Below are 14,501 nucleotides of genomic sequence, written 5' to 3'. Positions count from 1 at the left end.
TGCGTACTTGCCCGACCAGGCGCCGCGCTTGGCGGCCTTCCTGGTGTGGTCCCCACAACCGATTCCTCTGCTCCCGATCGTGGGCGTCGTACTCGCTCTCGCGTATCTATGCGGTGTGTGGCGGTTGCTCCGGCTGCGGCTCGCGTGGCCGTGGTGGCGCACCACGCTCTTCCTGACTGGTTGCGGCGTGTTGGTTGCATTGACGGGGACGGGACTCGAGGGTTACGGCTACCGCATGTTCTCGGTGTTCATGTTTCAGCAGCTCACGTTGATGATGGCGATCCCGCCGCTGCTGATCCTGGGAGCGCCGGGCAAGCTTCTTTTGAAGGCGGCACCAGCGAGGGGGCAGTGGCGATTCATTCGGCGGTTTGCCCTCGTCGGGCTGCGTTCCCGTTTTGCGCGCTTGTTGCTGCATCCGGGCTTCATGGTCCCGCTGTTCCTGATGGTGTTCTACGGCCTCTATTTCAGCGGCTTGGCATCAACACTGCTCGGATCGGTGCTCGGGCACCTTTCACTCGAGGTGGTGTTCTTGGCCGCTGGCATCCTCTTCACAATTCCGCTTATCTCTCCAGACCCATTGCCGCGACGTCAGTCGCACCTCGGACGCCTGCTGGACATGTTCATCGAGATGCCACTTCACGCGTTCTTCGGGGTGATTGCCATGATGGCGACTATCCCGCTCGTGAGCTTCTTCGCGGAGTCGCCGGCGGCCTGGAACATCGATGCGGTTGCTGATCAGCGCATCGCGGGCGCGTTGGCGTGGTCGTATGGCGAACTGCCGTCGCTGATCATCGTTCTGATCCTGCTCTTCGCGTGGGCTTCCGACGATACGCGCCAAGCCGAGGCGGCAGACCGCCGGAAAGATGTGGAGGGCGACGCGGAGCTCGACGCCTACAACGCATGGCTGGCGAGGTTGAATCGCCGCTGACCGAGCTACGGCTTGGTCGTGCGGCGACGGTTGAGCTCCGTGGCGAGCCACAGGCCGCCGCCGGCGAGCAGCAGCACAACGATGATGATCACGACGACGAATGCGATCGGTGCGCCAGATGACGTGTTAGCTGCAGTCGGGGTGCTTGTGGGCGAGGCGACTGCGGAAGTGGTCGGCGCTGCCGAAGGGGTGGGAGTCGACGTCGCGGTGGGAGAGGCCGGAATGGGACCGGCGTAGCTGAAGGTGTAGCTCCCGTCAATGGGGTGCCCGTCGGCAGAGACCGTGCGCCACGAGACGGTGTAATCGCCCTGCTCGGTCATCAGGACAGTCCGCGACAGGGTCCGGTCCTGGATGCGGAGTTCGCCGGTGGTGGCCTCGCGGCCGGTCGGCCCGACTGCCTGAATGACGATGCCCCCTTGTAGGCCGCTCAGTGGCGCCTCGTTGAAGGTCAGCACGATCTGATCCAACTTCTCGGTGACAGTCTGCCCTTGGGCGGGATTGGATTCTGCGAGGGCGTCGTGCGCTTCCGCAGGCGGCGCGGTGAGGCAGTTAGCGACGAAGGCGAGTGCGACCACGGCCAAAAGAGCAAGGATCCTCCACAGGGAACGGCTGGGGTCGGCGGAGGAGCTGGGGGCAGTCATCAATGGTCCCTGGGTTATTCGTGTGCGGAATGCTCGTGGCGGCTGTGCTGTGGCGGCTCGAACTGGAAGGTGGAATGTTCGATGCTGACGTCGAAGTGGCTTGCAACGCAGTCCTGAAGCTTGTCCAGGAGCTCGGGCAGGCGCCCATTCTCGAAGGTATCGGCTTCCACGATGACGTGCGCTGTCAGGACCGGCAATCCGGTCGCGATCTGGGTGGCGTGCAGGTCGTGGATGTCGACCACTTCCGGCAGCTCCAAGACGTGGTTGCGGACCGCGTCCAGGTCCAGCCCGGGAGGTGTGGACTCCAGCAACACGCTCGTGGTTTCCCGGAGCAGTTTAAACGCTCGCGGGAGGATGAGCACGCCGATGAACATTCCGGCCAGCGCGTCCGCGGCGCCCCATCCGGTCAGGCCGATCAGGATTGCAGCGACGATGACGGCCACCGAGCCAAGCGCGTCGTTCATCACCTCGAGGAAGGCGGCGCGGAGGTTGAAGTTCTCGCTTCGGCTGGAGGCCAGGACGGTCAGAGACGCCACGTTGCCCAGAAGGCCGATGATGCCGAAGATCAACAGTTCGGTGGAGGGGATCTCCGGCGGCTCGAACAGCCGGCGGACGCCTTCGATCAACACGAACACGCCAACGGCGAGGAGGACTGCTGCCTGCGCGGTCGCGGCGAGCACCTCAGCGCGTCGGTATCCCCAGGTGCGCTTGTTCGTGGCCGGCTTGGTGCTCAGATATGAGGCCACGAGGGCCATCGCCAGTCCCGCCGTGTCAGTGAGCATGTGCCCCGCGTCGACGAGCAACGCCAGGGAGCCGGTGAGGATCGTGCCGATGACCTCAGCGATCAGGATGACGAAGGTGATGCCGAACGCGATCGACAGGCGAACGCGATGGCGTTTGGCCGCTTCGCCGAAGAGCTCCATTGTGCTGCCGTGGTCGTGGCCGTCCATCCGACCTCCTTTCCTCACGCCCCACCTTACGTCAATACATGTGCATATGTAAACTAGTTAATGTAGTTGAGAACCGTAATCAGAACCGTTCTCGGTACGATGGAGAGTCGAGGAGCGAGTCGTGGACGAACTGACGTTGAACATCGAGAGCGCCGGCGAGCTGGCGGAGGTCTTCCAAGGCCTGGCGTCGCCGACGCGATTGCGCGTGCTTGCTCGGCTTCGGCGGAGCCCATCAAGTGTGACGGCGCTGGCGGAGGAGCTCGAAATCGGACAGGCGACGCTGTCGAACCACTTGCGCATCCTCCGTCAGGCGAAGCTCGTGATCGGCGACCGAGACGGACGCTCGATCACCTACCGGCTGTTCGATGACCACGTCGTCGAGTTCTTCGACCAGGCGTTGTTGCACCTTGGTCACGCTCAGCCGGGCGGCGATTAGTCGCCGAAGAGATCCCCCAGCCAGCCTCCGCGGCGCTTGTTGCTGTAGCCGTTATGGCCGGAGTTACCGTTTCCGGAGTTTCCGTGTCCGCTTTTGCCGTGATGTCCGGATCGGTTCGAGTCGGACCATCCTTGCGGGTCGGTCGGGTTAGCGTAACCCGCTGATGGATTCTGGCTCGCTGAGCGTTCGATGATTTTGTCGAGCTCCCCGCGATCCAGCCAAACGCCACGGCATGTTGGGCAGTAGTCGATCTCGATTCCGGAGCGATCGGAGAGCAGCAGCGTCTCGCCGTCAACGGGACATTTCATGGTTCGTACCCTTCTGGTTGGTATGGTTGCCGGAGCGTAGGGACCTCGTCTGAGAGTCGGCTGACCGCCGCTACCACTCAGATGCGCCCATCAGGCGCCGTTTGCTACGCTTCCCATCAAAGCTGGCCGTTATCGAACTGTGACCGTGGAGGTGACGTGGGCGCGCTGAATCGCGGAGGAATCCGACGCTGGGTCGTCCTCGCCGTTGCATCGCTCACCGTCGTGTTCGCGTTGTTGCTGGCGCACATGTTCGAGGCGGCACATCCGGCTGACGAAGGTGCCGGGCCCGCGGCGTCTGCAATCGTGGACGACGCCGTTTCATCTGTGGGAGACGCCGCAGCTGCCTCGGTCATTTCGTCGGAGAACGGCATCCCTCACGACCAGATGCTTGTATTGGGGTGCGTCCTCGGGCTGGCTGCGGCCGCCCTGGCTCTCGCTTTGTTCGTGAGTTTGCTGCGCCGCGACTACCGCCTGACTCTCTCGCTCGTCGTGCGACGCCTGGGTGCGACATTGACGCTTGAGCGACCCCTTGCGCCTTCTCTGGAATCTCTGGCCATAAGCCGGACCTGAGGACCTCGCGCGCACCCTCGTCGGTGCCCCGTCGTCCTTGTCCGCGCCCGCAATGGGCCGAGTCCGGAAACCCCCGAATGACCTTTTCCCGCCGCGCGCGGCCGGTTCGTCGCGCAACCTTCACTCCAACCCCCATCGAACCCCGGTCTCGCCGCGAAGCCCTCGCGGCCGAACGGAGCCTCCCGAATCCGCGCCAGCGCCGCCGTCCCCGTAGCGGTGGCCAACGTGCCCGCCGCTCCCTGCTGCTGCCCCTTGTAGGAGCCCTATTCGCAATGTCCTTGAGTGTGGCGACGTCCGTCCCCGCCGAGGCCGTACAGCCGGACGGCGCACTCGAAACGATGGCCGACACTATCGTCACCGGCGTACCACAAGCAATCGGAGAGACCGGCGGCGCGCCTGTCCCGGTCAACCGTGACACGCTCGCAGCGACGTCCGAGGCCGAACTCACGGCCGCGGCGCGAACCGACCCGGCCGGGACCCTGGTTGGCAACACGCTTGGGCCCATCCAATGGCCGTTCCCCGGTGACGTCCCGATCAGCGATGGGTATGGGTCGCGCTCTGCGCCCTGCTCCGGATGCTCCAGCAACCACAAGGGCTTGGACATGACCCCCGGCGGTGGCACCAAGATCGGCGCGATCGCCGACGGCGTCGTCCGCTCGGCGGAGGAGTCCGATGTCGGGTTCGGCGTCAACGTGATCATCGACCACCGGGTCAATGGTGAACGATTCGCGAGCCTTTACGCGCACATGCAATTCGGGTCGCTCCAGGTCCGCGCCGGAGACCGCGTTGTCGCCGGCCAGATCATCGGACGGGTCGGCACTACGGGTGCCAGCACCGGCAATCACCTCCATCTGGAGATTTGGGCGAACGGGGAAACACCGATCGACCCGTACTCCTGGCTCCGAGCTCGAGCGAGATGAGCCCGGCCATGTCGAAACAGCCACGTCAGCAGCCTCAACCCACCCGCCGCCTCTCCATCCGGTTCTGGGCCAACACAATCATCATCGCGCTCGCGTTCATCGTCGTGATCGTCATCGTGCTCGTCGGTCGTGCCCAATCGGCGTCGCAACAGGCCGCCGCGCCCGCCGTCACCCGAGCGGACAGCCGGATCCTGCAGAAAGCGACCACGGACAAGGTGACGGTGGTCGAATTCCTCGACTTCGAATGCGAAGCATGCGGGGCCGCCTACCCGGTGGTCGAGCAGTTGCGCGAGCAGTACAAGGGTCGGGTCACATTCATCGCACGCTACTTCCCCATCCCTAGTCACAAGAACGCCATGAACGCCGCGATGGCCGCCGAGGCAGCCGGCCGCCAAGGCAAGTTCACCGAGATGTACTCCAAGCTCTTCCAGACACAAACGCAGTGGGCTGAACGACAAGATGACCAGTCGCCTGCGCTGCGATCGCTGGCCGCGTCGATTGGCCTGGACATGACCCAGTACGACAAAGACATCGCCGACCCGACGCTCCGGATCCGGGTGACCAAGGACCAGGCCGACGGCGTCCAGCTGGGGGTGGCGGGCACGCCAACGTTCTTCCTGAACGGTGAGAAGCTCACACTGACCTCCAAAGAGCAGTTCGCCAGCGAACTGGAGAAGGCGTGGCGGCGATGAGGTTGGGGAATCGCCGCATTCGTCGCCAGATGCTGCGGTTATGGAAGACGCCAAAAGCTCACGAGACCATCCCACCGGCTGTCTATCGGGAGCTGATAGAGGCCGCAACCGCGACTTCCGCTCAACTTCAGGTCTTCCGCCGCAGACCCACCGCCTCTGCAGCGGAGCTCGAAGGACTAAGCGACGACATCGACACGCTCATCCGGATCATCAAGCGTCATCGACCAACCCATTGAATCGAGACAAGCCATGTCCACTCCCACCCGGCCAGTCCTCGTCGCCGCGACAGCGGTCGCGCTGACGGCACCGCTCTTCCTCTCCGGCTGCTCGATCGGGGACACAGTATCCAAACAGGCCCAGAACGCTGCCTGCTCCTTGGTCACGCCGATCACCGACAAGGTAGCCGCCGACATCGATGCCGCCCTGAAGTCGGCGGTACTCGACCCTGCTGCTGCCATCGATCAGCTGAAAGCCGCCCGCACGATTCTGGGACCGATCGCTGACCAAATCCCCGTGGGCGAGCAGAAGACCGCTGTTCAGAACGTGGTCGACACGATCGACCAACTCATTCCCGTGCTGAAGGCCGAGTCCATCGGGTCGACAACGGGCACCAGCTCCGACGTCCTCACCAAGAAGCTCTCCGAACAGATGAAGGCGCTGACCACCCTATGTTGACTAACCAAGCCTCAGCGACGACGAGCGCTCGCGTCGTGAATCGGCGACGATTGGCGCTGCGGACGCTGACCGCGGGCCTTCTCGCGATCGCCGCAGACCAAGCAGCCAAGGGCATCGCCATCCTCACACTCCCGTATGGCCAGCCGATGCCGTCGGTGATCCCAACGGTGGACCTTCGCCTGGTTCTGAACCCGGGTGCTGCATTCGGACTCGGCGCCCGAGTCGGTCCGCTGCTGGCAGCTGGAATCCTCATCATCCTCACCGTCCTCACTGCCTGGATCGTCCGACGCGTGATCCGAGGAGAGAACCCGACCCTGACAGTGTTGCTGGCGATCGCCGTCGGTGGCGGTTGGGGGAACATGGTCGACCGCGCCTTCCGCGGCGAGCACGGAGTTCTCAGCGGTGCCGTCGTCGACTACTTCTCCATCAGCTGGTTCGCCATCTTCAACCTCGCCGACGTCCTCACCGTCGGCGGCATCGCAGCAGCCTTGCTGGTCGCGACGCTCCAACACCGCCGAACCCAGAGCCCTGTCATCGACGCCTCGGCCGACCAGAGCGCGGTGGCCGGCTCATGACCGACGTCCTGTCCGCGCTCTCGACAGTGGCGCTCTACGTCGCAATGGGCTTGTACACCGCCTCCTTCGTGGTCTTCTCCACCGACCTGGCCAGACGCGGAGCCGACGCGACAGCGACCGTCCCCAGCGTGGTCGCGCGGCGCACTGCGGCGACACTGCCGAGCACCGCGCTCGTGATCGGCGAAGAGCCCGCCGATCTCCCAAAGTCCTCGACAGATGCACCTACTCGTGCTGCCCGCAGCGTCCTCCGCTGGGCGTTCGGGCTGACGATCGCGGGCTTCGCGTTCCATTTCGTGGCAACAGGGTTGCGCGGGATCGCCGCTGCCCGGGTCCCGTGGGCGAACATGTGGGAGTTCTCGATGACCGGCACGCTGGTCATCATCGGCGTCTTCCTGGTCGCCAACCTGAAGTGGGACATCAAGTACCTCGGCACGTTCATCGTCGGCCTGGTGCTGGTGCTCCAGGGGATCGCGCTCCTGCGGTACTACGTCCCGGTGGTCCCGCTGCAGCCGGCGTTGCAGTCGTACTGGCTGGTGATCCACATCATCGTGGCCGTGCTGGGCACGGCGTTCTTCGCTCTCGGGTTCGCGTTGTCCGGGCTGCAATTGCTGCAGTACCGGCGTGAGCGGCAGGTAGCGGAGTCGCGTCCGCAACAGTTCAAGTTCCTGGCCACTCTCCCCAGTGCTGTCGCTCTGGAGAACCTGGCCTACCGGATCAACATCGTCGGCTTCATCGCCTGGACATTCACGCTGATCGCCGGAGCCATCTGGGCCTCCGCGGCCTGGGGGCGCTATTGGGGCTGGGACACCAAGGAGGTCTGGACCTTCATCATCTGGGTGATCTACGCCGGCTACATCCACGCCCGAGCGACCCGCGGCTGGCGCGGATCGCGCTCCGCCTGGCTCGCGATCATCGGCTTCGCGGCGGTGCTGTTCAACTTCGGCATCGTCAACGTCTTCTTCAAGGGCCTCCACACCTACTCGGGTCTCTAGAGCCGCCGCGCAGAACGGAATAGTACAGCGATGCGTTAATTCATGCTTCGCTGTACGCTCATGTAATGAGCATCGCTACACCGGCGGCGACCATCACGCACACCGCCGCTCTCGCCCGCTTCGGACACGCGCTGTCTGACACCACCCGCGTGGGCATCCTTCTGGCCCTGCGGGAGGCGCCGGCATACCCCTCTGACCTCGCGGATGCCCTAGACGTGAGCCGTCAGGTCATGTCGAATCAGCTGGCCTGTCTACGCGGCTGCGGCCTTGTCGAGGCGATCCCAGATGGCCGCCGTACCTGGTATCGGCTCGCCGACGGACACATCGCCCCTGCACTCGACGAGCTACTTCGCGTGGTCCTCTACATTGAGCCCGGCTGCTGCGAGGGTGCGGAGTGCAACTGCGCATGACGACGACAACCGCACTCACTGATTCCCGCCGCGACCTTTTGCATCGTCGGATCCGATGGATCGTCTCGGTCACGATCGGGTACAACCTCGTCGAAGCCGTCGTGGCGATCATCGCAGGTAGCGCCGCATCTTCGGCCGCACTGGTCGGCTTCGGCCTGGACTCCACCATCGAGGTGCTTTCCGCGGTGGCAGTCGCATGGCAATTCACCGAAAAGACCCGGAAAGATGGGAGAAAGGCACCCTGCGGGTTATCGCTGTGGCCTTCTTCGCGCTTGCGGTCTACGTGACTGTGAATTCGGTGCTCTCCCTTGTCGGCGCGGTCGATGTTAAGCACTCGGTTGTCGGGATGGTTCTCACTGCACTCAGCGTCGTGATCATGCCCTTCCTTTCACTCGTCGAGCGCCGCGCCGGGCGGGAACTCGGCTCTGCGACCGCTGTCGCCGACTCGAAGCAGACACTGATCTGCACATACCTTTCGGCGGCCGTCCTGATCGGGCTGCTCTTGAACACCGCCTTTGGCTGGTGGTGGGCAGACGCGATCGTGGCCCAGGTCATCGCGATCTTTGCCGTTCGTGAAGGTCTCGAGGCGTGGAAGGGCGACGCCTGTGCGACGTCCGTCGGGATGGTGCTTGAGGGCCCAAGCGAGCACGATCGCTAGCTGACCCGGAACGTCCCCTCCGTTAGCGGTGGTCGAGCGCCCGAAATGGTACTGGCGTTGAGCACAGTCGATCGCTTGCAGGTGACCTCACACGACATAAGCACTCAGGGGCGTCGGAGGTCGCCGCTGAAGTGCTCGTGCGTCTATTGGCTGAACGAGGCGTGGAGCCGCCTCCGGCGGCGCTGCCTTTGACGGTTTGTGTGTCTTTCCGCCGCCCGATCGTAGCTCGTTCCCGGTGCTTCCGTGCCGGGCTTTCGCGGCATATCCTCACTCGCTGCGCTCCCTCCGGTATTCCACGGTCCCGGCACTTCGGCACCTTCCACTCGCCACTGATCTCCCCGCCGGAAAGGCAAACAAAACGATCGACCAGGGGAGTGATCAGGATGCGGGTATTCATCATCGACACGAGAAACATGGGTCCGGACCTGCAGGGCGGACTGATCGGGGTGGTTGGCTCGACGAGCCCGTCGGCGGAGGAGAAGCGGGAGTGCATCGAGACGGTTGGCCGGTACGCCGTCGATGGATGGGCGATAGCCTCCGATCCGCGCACGCCGATCGGCCGGCTGGCGGCGCTGACGGCCGAGACGGCGTGTGTGCCGTTCGTGGCCTTCAACCGGGTGGCGCAGCGGGGAGGTCCGGTCGTCGGTCCCTCGACGGTCGGGGCGACAAGTAGAGAACTGTCCTGACCGCTCAGAACGAGAAGCGGGCCCGGTTCGCGGGGCCCGCTTCCGTCTAGCGTGATCAGTCGCCTGCGCTCGGCTCCGCGTTGACCGAAGCTGCGTCTCCTTCCGCATTGGCAGACTCGCCAGCGGTCACGATCTGCTCAACGTCGCTGAGGTTGTACCCCCAGCCGGCGAGCAGGGTGAAATAGTCGGCGTCGGTGGACGACGGGTACCGCCAGGTCTGTTTGCGGGTGACGGATTCGCACGCTCCGAGCACGACTGCGAGGGCGACGTGCTGTGCTTTGGCCGGGGACTGCTCGATCAGCGCCGCGAGCTTGTCGTTCCCGAAGTAGCCGGACGGCTCCAGCCCGAGCAGGTGGTGTGCGAGCTCGTTCCCGTCTCGGGTGGCGGTGCTGATCGCCTGCCGGTGGATGGTGAGACCCTTCGCGATCACGACCGCCGCATCCTTGGGGAGGGCCTTGCGGGAGAGGAGTGTGGCGAGCCATTCGCGGCGGACGGTCTCGGCGGATGCCCACGCCTTGTTGTTGGCGATCAGTGTGCGCCGCTCGGCCTTCTCCTCGTCGGTCATCGGGCCGGACTTGGGCTGGCTCCCGCCGTAGGTGTGGAACCCGGCCGCGTTCGCGTCCCGGAGGAAGTAGCTGATGTTGGCGTCACCGTCTGCGTAGACCCGGACGTGGGCGGCTCGTCCGTCCAGGTTCTCGATGTGTTCGGCGGTGACGCGTTGGTCGTCGGTGGTCAGGAGTTCGCTGATTCGGGTGTACTCCGTGTCGTAGTAACCGGGGTCCGAGTCCAGGATCAAGTAGCCCCGTGCGACCAGGTCTGCTTCCGCGTCCGCCTTGGTTCTGGCGCGGGCCTTCTCGTCGCGTGCCCGCTGAGCCGCGTGGACGAACTGGGCGGGGTCGGTGGTTGCGACCTGGATCAGATCGGCACGGATTTCTGCGTCGCCGTCGAACTCGATCAGCACCGCCGCCTGGTCCAGGGTGAGCTGGTGCTCCTGGATCGCGGACGCCGCAGCCTGGTCTCGACCACAGCCAACGCGGTCTTGACTTCCTTCTGCTTCGTCCCGGTACGTCGCGCGATCGCGGTCACGGAGAGGCCTTCGAACGCGAGTTGTTGGAACGCGGCGGCCCGGTCGCTGTCGGTGAGGGCTTCGCGCTGGTCGTTCTCGACCATCTGCTGCACGATCCGCTCCGAAGGGACCTCGTCGGCGTCTACGAGGTAGACGGGAATGGTCGTAAGTCCTGCTTCGCGGGCGGCGAAGACTCGACGCTGTCCGGCACGGACGGTGACCTGGCCGTCGCTGTCGCGGTGGGCAAGTACGGGGGTGAGGACCCCATTCTCCTTGATTGACTGCACGAACGCCGGGGTGATCGGTGCGGAGGGGCGCACGTTGTCCTCAAGGGTGAGGGTGTGCGGGTTGAGGTGTTCGATGGTGCCCGCGGTGGGTGTGTCGCTCATGGTTCTGTGATCCCTTCAACTGTTCTTGTTCGCCTGTCTGGCAAGGGGATCGAGGGTGAGCGGGTGCGGGGCGCAGTGCCGGGACCGTGGAATACCGGAGGGAGCGAAGCGAGTGAGGATATGCCGCGAAAGCCCGGCACGTAGCCCGCGGGAGCGAACTACGATCAACCGGCCAGGCAGACGAACAATCTAAAAACGAGGTGCCGCTCGCGGCTCCATTCAGCTTTTGCCTTCGCGTGAGACGGGGGCGACGCGGTCGGTGAAGTGAACTCGCGGTGGTTGCCGGCAGCCGCGCAGGCCGGGTCGCCCGATGGGTCGATAGGGACTGGATACCTAGGATCTACGTCGGAATGCCGAAAGCGCCGCCGCTCACGAGGATGAAGATCCCCAGGCCGATGAGGACGACGGGGAACAGGACGTGTTCCCATCGTTCGAGGAGTTCCGCGATCGGTCGGCGGGTGGTGACGAACTTGGCTAGGCCAATGAGGGAAGCAACTAGGACCAGGAACACGACGCAGTATGCAATGGTGGCTGCTGGACCGACGCTGAGGAAGACCGGGACATAGACGCCGATGTTGTCGCCGCCGTTTGCGAAGGTCACACCGGCCACGGTCCACACAGCGACCTTCTTACCCTCGACCTTTGCGTCATCGTCGTCTTCGCGCTTGCGCCAGGCCTGCCATGCAGCCCGCAGACCCAACGCCAGCGGGATTAGTCCGAAGTAGGGAATGACCTGTGGTGGGAGGAATGTCCCAGCGCCGAGTGCAACAAGAACGGACGCGCTCAGGATGCCGATGAATCCGAGGTACTGTCCGATCAGGATGCGGCTTGTGGTTCCTCGCTGGCCGGAGCCTCGGGCGAAGAACAGCGAAAGCACAATGATATCGTCAATGTTCGTGGCCATGAAGAGGCCGATCGCCTGCAGTACCGACGACAGGATCATGAGCCCACAGTCGCGATGCGGTGATCTCTGTGTTCGACGGCGGCGCGGGCTTTGCTGGCTTGGTCGAGCAGCGCGCCGCCGCCCGCGACGCCGCAGGCAAGAAGGAACAATGCCCGCCGCACCGTCGCCCCATCAATGCGGGGAGAGCGTAGCTCAACGGAATCCGCGCCCGGCGGTATGAGAGCGGAGCCAGTCATGCCTTCTCCCGCCGTGCTGCGCGGAGCCCGTTGAGAATGACGACGACCTCCGCGACCTCGTGCACGAGCACGACTGCAGCGAGCCCGAGAACGCCGGTGATCGCCAGCGGCAGCAGGACCGCGATGATCACGATGGACAACACAACGTTCTGGTTGATGATGCTACGTCCGCGACGGGCGTGGTCGATGGCCTGTGGAATGAGGCGCAGATCGTGGCCGGTGAAGGCGATATCGGCGGACTCGATCGCCGCATCGGCGCCCTTAGCTCCCATCGCGATGCCCACGTCGGCGGCCGCGAGAGCGGGGGCGTCGTTGATACCGTCTCCGATCATGGCTGTGGGCTTGGACTTCGACAGGTCCATGACGGCGGCGGCCTTGTCCTCGGGACGGAGCTCGGCGCGCACGTCGTTGATGCCGGCCTGGGCGGCGAGTGCCGCGGCGGTGCGGGCGTTGTCGCCGGTGAGCATCGTGACTCCGATCCCGCGGCGGTTGAGCGTGGCGATCACTTCCGGTACCTCGGGGCGGAGCTCGTCCCGCACCCCGATCGCCCCGGCCGGCTGATCGTTGCGGTGGACGATGACGACGGTCATTCCCTCTGACTCCATCGCCTGCACCTCATCGCCCAGCGTGCCAGCATCCAGCCACCTCGGGCTGCCTACCGCGAGACGAGCAGTATTGAGCGTGCCCTCGATGCCGTGCCCGGCGGTCTCGGCGACGTTTTCAGCGGCGGGAGCGTCGGGTGCCGCCTTGGTGATCGCTGTGGCGAGAGGGTGCGTACTGTGACGCTCTAGGCTCGCCGCCCAGGCCAGCACCTCATCCTCGGTCGCGCCCGTCGTGACGACACGGGTCACGGTGGGCTCATTGCGGGTCAGGGTGCCCGTTTTGTCGACGGCGAGGTGGCGGATGCCGCCGAACCGCTCGAACGCGGCCCCGGACTTCACGACCACGCCGAACTTGGAGGCGGCGCCGATCGCGGACACGACTGTGACCGGCACGGCGATCGCCAGAGCACACGGCGAGGCAGCAACGAGCACGACCAGGGCACGGGTGATCCACAAATCGGGGTCGCCGCTCAACAGCGACCCGAGAACGCCGACTACCGCGGCGAGGATCATCACACCGGGGACCAGGGGACGGGCGATCCGGTCGGCTAGGCGGGCTCGGTCGCCTTTTTCGGTCTGCGCCTGCTCGACCAGCTCGACGATCGTAGTGAGTGAGTTGTCGGTGCCGGCCGCAGTGGCCTCGACCTCGAGCACGCCTGTGGTATTGATCGACCCGGCCGACACGCCGGTGCCGGGCTCGACCTCGACGGGTATCGACTCGCCCGTGATTGCGGAGGTGTCCAGGCTGCTCCGCCCGGCTCGCACGATGCCGTCAGTGGCGATCCGTTCGCCCGGACGCACCACGAGGACGTCACCGACGCGCAGGTCCTTCGCTTCGACCTCGGTCGTGGCGTCGCCGCGTTTGACCAATGCGGTATCGGGCACGAGTTTCAAGAGCGCCCGAAGCCCTGCGCGCGCTCGGTCCATCGCCTTGTCTTCCAACGCCTCCGCGATGGAGTACAAGAACGCCAACGCCGCGGCCTCCTCGACGTAGCCGAGGATCACCGCACCGGTGGCGCTGATTGTCATCAGTAGGCTGATGCCGAGCTTGCCCTTGGTGAAAAGTCTGCGCAACGCGCCGGGCACGAAGGTGTACACCCCCAGCAGCAGACCGATCCAGAACAGCACCAGGCCGGCGGTCTCCGCGCCAGTCCATTCGCACACCAAACCAGCGACGAATGCGACGCCGGAAGCGATCGGGATCAGGACGCTCGGACTCCGATACCAGGGCCGATCATCATCGTCATCGTCAAGGTCGACGTGTTCGAGCTCGGAACCTGTAACCGCGCTCATGCCCGTGCCTCTCCAGCCACGCAACCCTCAACGCCGCAGTCTGGGTCCACGCACGGCACGCTTTCGTCGACAGCGAGCGTCACCTCGACCAGCGCAGTCAGGGCGCGGGCAAGGTGTGGGTCGGCGACTTCGTATCGGGTCTGGCGACCTTCGGGCTCGGCTACCACAATCCCGCACCCGCGCAAACAGGTGAGGTGGTTCGAGACGTTCGAGCGTGAGAGCCCCAGCTCACGGGCCAGCACGGCCGGGTGGCTCGGGCCGGCAAGGAGGGTCAGAAGAATGCGCGAACGAGTGGGATCCGCCATCGCCCGGCCGAGCCGGTTCATCACATCAAGTCGGTCTGCAAGAGTCAGCATCCGATGACTATACACTGACGGCTGAATAGTTGTGTACGAGGACCTTTGGACCAGATCTCGTTTCTAGTCAAGGGCAGGCAACTGCATGGAAGTCGCGTGACAACCATTTGACAACATTTCAACGAAATCGGGGAGCACCCAAGGACGCCCAGGTCACCCAAGACGCCCGAGTTTTCGCGGATTCCTGTGTTAGATCCCCTGGTTGCGCGGGCCC

The 14,501-nt window shown here is 64.8% G+C and carries 18 protein-coding genes and 1 pseudogene; 11 read left to right on the top strand and 8 right to left on the bottom strand.

Going from position 1 to position 14,501, the window contains the following annotated elements:
• Positions 1-28: 28 nt before the first annotated feature.
• A complete protein-coding gene (locus F1C12_RS12945; RefSeq protein ID WP_249776892.1) occupies positions 29-928 on the top strand; it encodes a cytochrome c oxidase assembly protein in 900 nt (299 codons plus the stop codon).
• 5 nt (positions 929-933) lie between these two features.
• On the opposite strand, the gene F1C12_RS12940 is transcribed toward F1C12_RS12945, so the two are convergent.
• Both F1C12_RS12940 and F1C12_RS12935 read right to left on the bottom strand, forming a co-directional pair.
• On the bottom strand, positions 934-1,503 hold the full coding sequence (locus F1C12_RS12940; RefSeq protein WP_185275390.1) for a copper resistance CopC family protein: 570 nt from the start codon (positions 1,501-1,503) through the stop codon (positions 934-936).
• An 80-nt stretch (positions 1,504-1,583) separates the two neighbouring features.
• Positions 1,584-2,519 (bottom strand): cation diffusion facilitator family transporter, encoded by a 936-nt coding sequence (locus tag F1C12_RS12935; RefSeq protein ID WP_175339292.1) that lies wholly within the window; start codon positions 2,517-2,519, stop codon positions 1,584-1,586.
• Positions 2,520-2,640: 121 nt separating this feature from the next.
• Between F1C12_RS12935 and F1C12_RS12930 the strand changes: the two genes are divergently transcribed.
• The gene (locus F1C12_RS12930) at positions 2,641-2,955 is read left to right on the top strand and encodes an ArsR/SmtB family transcription factor (RefSeq protein WP_258045883.1); all 315 of its coding nucleotides are present in this window, start codon (positions 2,641-2,643) and stop codon (positions 2,953-2,955) included.
• Here F1C12_RS12930 and F1C12_RS12925 read toward each other — a convergent pair.
• Positions 2,952-3,263 (bottom strand): TFIIB-type zinc ribbon-containing protein, encoded by a 312-nt coding sequence (locus F1C12_RS12925; protein WP_175339291.1) that lies wholly within the window; start codon positions 3,261-3,263, stop codon positions 2,952-2,954. The two genes, F1C12_RS12930 and F1C12_RS12925, sit on opposite strands and share 4 nt — an antisense overlap.
• A 156-nt stretch (positions 3,264-3,419) precedes the next feature.
• On the opposite strand from F1C12_RS12925, the gene F1C12_RS12920 reads away from it, so the two are divergent.
• From F1C12_RS12920 to F1C12_RS12880, 9 genes and pseudogenes are all read left to right on the top strand, one after another.
• On the top strand, positions 3,420-3,833 hold the full coding sequence (locus F1C12_RS12920; RefSeq protein WP_175339290.1) for a hypothetical protein: 414 nt from the start codon (positions 3,420-3,422) through the stop codon (positions 3,831-3,833).
• Positions 3,834-4,171: 338 nt separating this feature from the next.
• Entirely contained in the window at positions 4,172-4,753 is a 582-nt protein-coding gene (locus F1C12_RS12915; RefSeq protein WP_185275389.1) for a M23 family metallopeptidase, read from the top strand.
• Between the two features lie 8 nt (positions 4,754-4,761).
• Positions 4,762-5,445: a DsbA family protein gene (locus F1C12_RS12910; protein WP_175339288.1), complete on the top strand. Its 684-nt coding sequence runs from the start codon at positions 4,762-4,764 to the stop codon at positions 5,443-5,445.
• A gap of 249 nt (positions 5,446-5,694) precedes the next feature.
• Complete coding sequence (locus F1C12_RS12905) at positions 5,695-6,120, top strand: hypothetical protein (RefSeq protein WP_175339287.1); 426 nt, start codon at positions 5,695-5,697, stop codon at positions 6,118-6,120.
• Between the two features lie 50 nt (positions 6,121-6,170).
• Positions 6,171-6,695, top strand: coding sequence for a signal peptidase II (locus tag F1C12_RS12900; protein ID WP_175339286.1), 525 nt, complete (start codon positions 6,171-6,173; stop codon positions 6,693-6,695).
• Positions 6,692-7,687, top strand: a complete 996-nt coding sequence (gene ccsB, locus F1C12_RS12895; protein ID WP_175339285.1) for a c-type cytochrome biogenesis protein CcsB — start codon at positions 6,692-6,694, stop codon at positions 7,685-7,687. Before F1C12_RS12900 ends, ccsB begins: the two co-directional genes overlap by 4 nt.
• 65 nt (positions 7,688-7,752) lie before the next feature.
• Positions 7,753-8,097 (top strand): ArsR/SmtB family transcription factor, encoded by a 345-nt coding sequence (locus F1C12_RS12890; RefSeq protein ID WP_175339284.1) that lies wholly within the window; start codon positions 7,753-7,755, stop codon positions 8,095-8,097.
• Positions 8,094-8,755, top strand: a pseudogene (locus F1C12_RS12885) (cation transporter). The gene F1C12_RS12890 and the pseudogene F1C12_RS12885 overlap by 4 nt, the downstream one beginning before the upstream one ends.
• A 383-nt stretch (positions 8,756-9,138) precedes the next feature.
• Positions 9,139-9,441: a hypothetical protein gene (locus F1C12_RS12880; protein ID WP_185275387.1), complete on the top strand. Its 303-nt coding sequence runs from the start codon at positions 9,139-9,141 to the stop codon at positions 9,439-9,441.
• 55 nt (positions 9,442-9,496) lie between these two features.
• Here F1C12_RS12880 and F1C12_RS12875 read toward each other — a convergent pair whose 3' ends face one another.
• The 5 genes from F1C12_RS12875 to cmtR all read right to left on the bottom strand — a co-directional run bounded on the left by F1C12_RS12875 (position 9,497) and on the right by cmtR (position 14,287).
• On the bottom strand, positions 9,497-10,402 hold the full coding sequence (locus F1C12_RS12875) for a hypothetical protein (RefSeq protein WP_175339309.1): 906 nt from the start codon (positions 10,400-10,402) through the stop codon (positions 9,497-9,499).
• Positions 10,396-10,896, bottom strand: coding sequence for a ParB/RepB/Spo0J family partition protein (locus F1C12_RS12870; RefSeq protein WP_185275386.1), 501 nt, complete (start codon positions 10,894-10,896; stop codon positions 10,396-10,398). The genes F1C12_RS12875 and F1C12_RS12870 overlap by 7 nt, the downstream gene beginning before the upstream one ends.
• A gap of 340 nt (positions 10,897-11,236) precedes the next feature.
• Complete coding sequence (locus tag F1C12_RS12865; RefSeq protein ID WP_175338578.1) at positions 11,237-11,839, bottom strand: cadmium resistance transporter; 603 nt, start codon at positions 11,837-11,839, stop codon at positions 11,237-11,239.
• Between the two features lie 193 nt (positions 11,840-12,032).
• Entirely contained in the window at positions 12,033-13,931 is a 1,899-nt protein-coding gene (locus F1C12_RS12860; protein WP_175338577.1) for a heavy metal translocating P-type ATPase, read from the bottom strand.
• Positions 13,928-14,287 (bottom strand): Cd(II)/Pb(II)-sensing metalloregulatory transcriptional regulator CmtR, encoded by a 360-nt coding sequence (cmtR, locus tag F1C12_RS12855; protein WP_175338576.1) that lies wholly within the window; start codon positions 14,285-14,287, stop codon positions 13,928-13,930. Before cmtR ends, F1C12_RS12860 begins: the two co-directional genes overlap by 4 nt.
• Positions 14,288-14,501: the final 214 nt, after the last annotated feature.

The sequence above is a fragment of the Leifsonia shinshuensis genome, assembly GCF_014217625.1.
Lineage (GTDB): Bacteria > Actinomycetota > Actinomycetes > Actinomycetales > Microbacteriaceae > Leifsonia > Leifsonia shinshuensis_A.
Note: the sequence above shows the minus strand (reverse complement) of the source record. Positions and strands in the feature narration are given on the sequence as shown.

Excerpts from the sequence above, each read along its gene's own strand:
- F1C12_RS12880 (WP_185275387.1), top strand. The coding sequence starts at position 9,139 with ATGCGGGTATTCATCATCGACACGAGAAACATGGGTCCGGACCTGCAG.
- cmtR (WP_175338576.1), bottom strand. The coding sequence starts at position 14,287 with ATGCTGACTCTTGCAGACCGACTTGATGTGATGAACCGGCTCGGCCGG.
- F1C12_RS12935 (WP_175339292.1), bottom strand. The coding sequence starts at position 2,519 with ATGGACGGCCACGACCACGGCAGCACAATGGAGCTCTTCGGCGAAGCG.
- F1C12_RS12865 (WP_175338578.1), bottom strand. The coding sequence starts at position 11,839 with ATGATCCTGTCGTCGGTACTGCAGGCGATCGGCCTCTTCATGGCCACG.
- F1C12_RS12890 (WP_175339284.1), top strand. The coding sequence starts at position 7,753 with ATGAGCATCGCTACACCGGCGGCGACCATCACGCACACCGCCGCTCTC.
- F1C12_RS12925 (WP_175339291.1), bottom strand. The coding sequence starts at position 3,263 with ATGAAATGTCCCGTTGACGGCGAGACGCTGCTGCTCTCCGATCGCTCC.
- F1C12_RS12870 (WP_185275386.1), bottom strand. The coding sequence starts at position 10,896 with ATGAGCGACACACCCACCGCGGGCACCATCGAACACCTCAACCCGCAC.
- F1C12_RS12910 (WP_175339288.1), top strand. The coding sequence starts at position 4,762 with ATGTCGAAACAGCCACGTCAGCAGCCTCAACCCACCCGCCGCCTCTCC.
- F1C12_RS12905 (WP_175339287.1), top strand. The coding sequence starts at position 5,695 with ATGTCCACTCCCACCCGGCCAGTCCTCGTCGCCGCGACAGCGGTCGCG.
- F1C12_RS12860 (WP_175338577.1), bottom strand. The coding sequence starts at position 13,931 with ATGAGCGCGGTTACAGGTTCCGAGCTCGAACACGTCGACCTTGACGAT.
- F1C12_RS12915 (WP_185275389.1), top strand. The coding sequence starts at position 4,172 with ATGGCCGACACTATCGTCACCGGCGTACCACAAGCAATCGGAGAGACC.
- ccsB (WP_175339285.1), top strand. The coding sequence starts at position 6,692 with ATGACCGACGTCCTGTCCGCGCTCTCGACAGTGGCGCTCTACGTCGCA.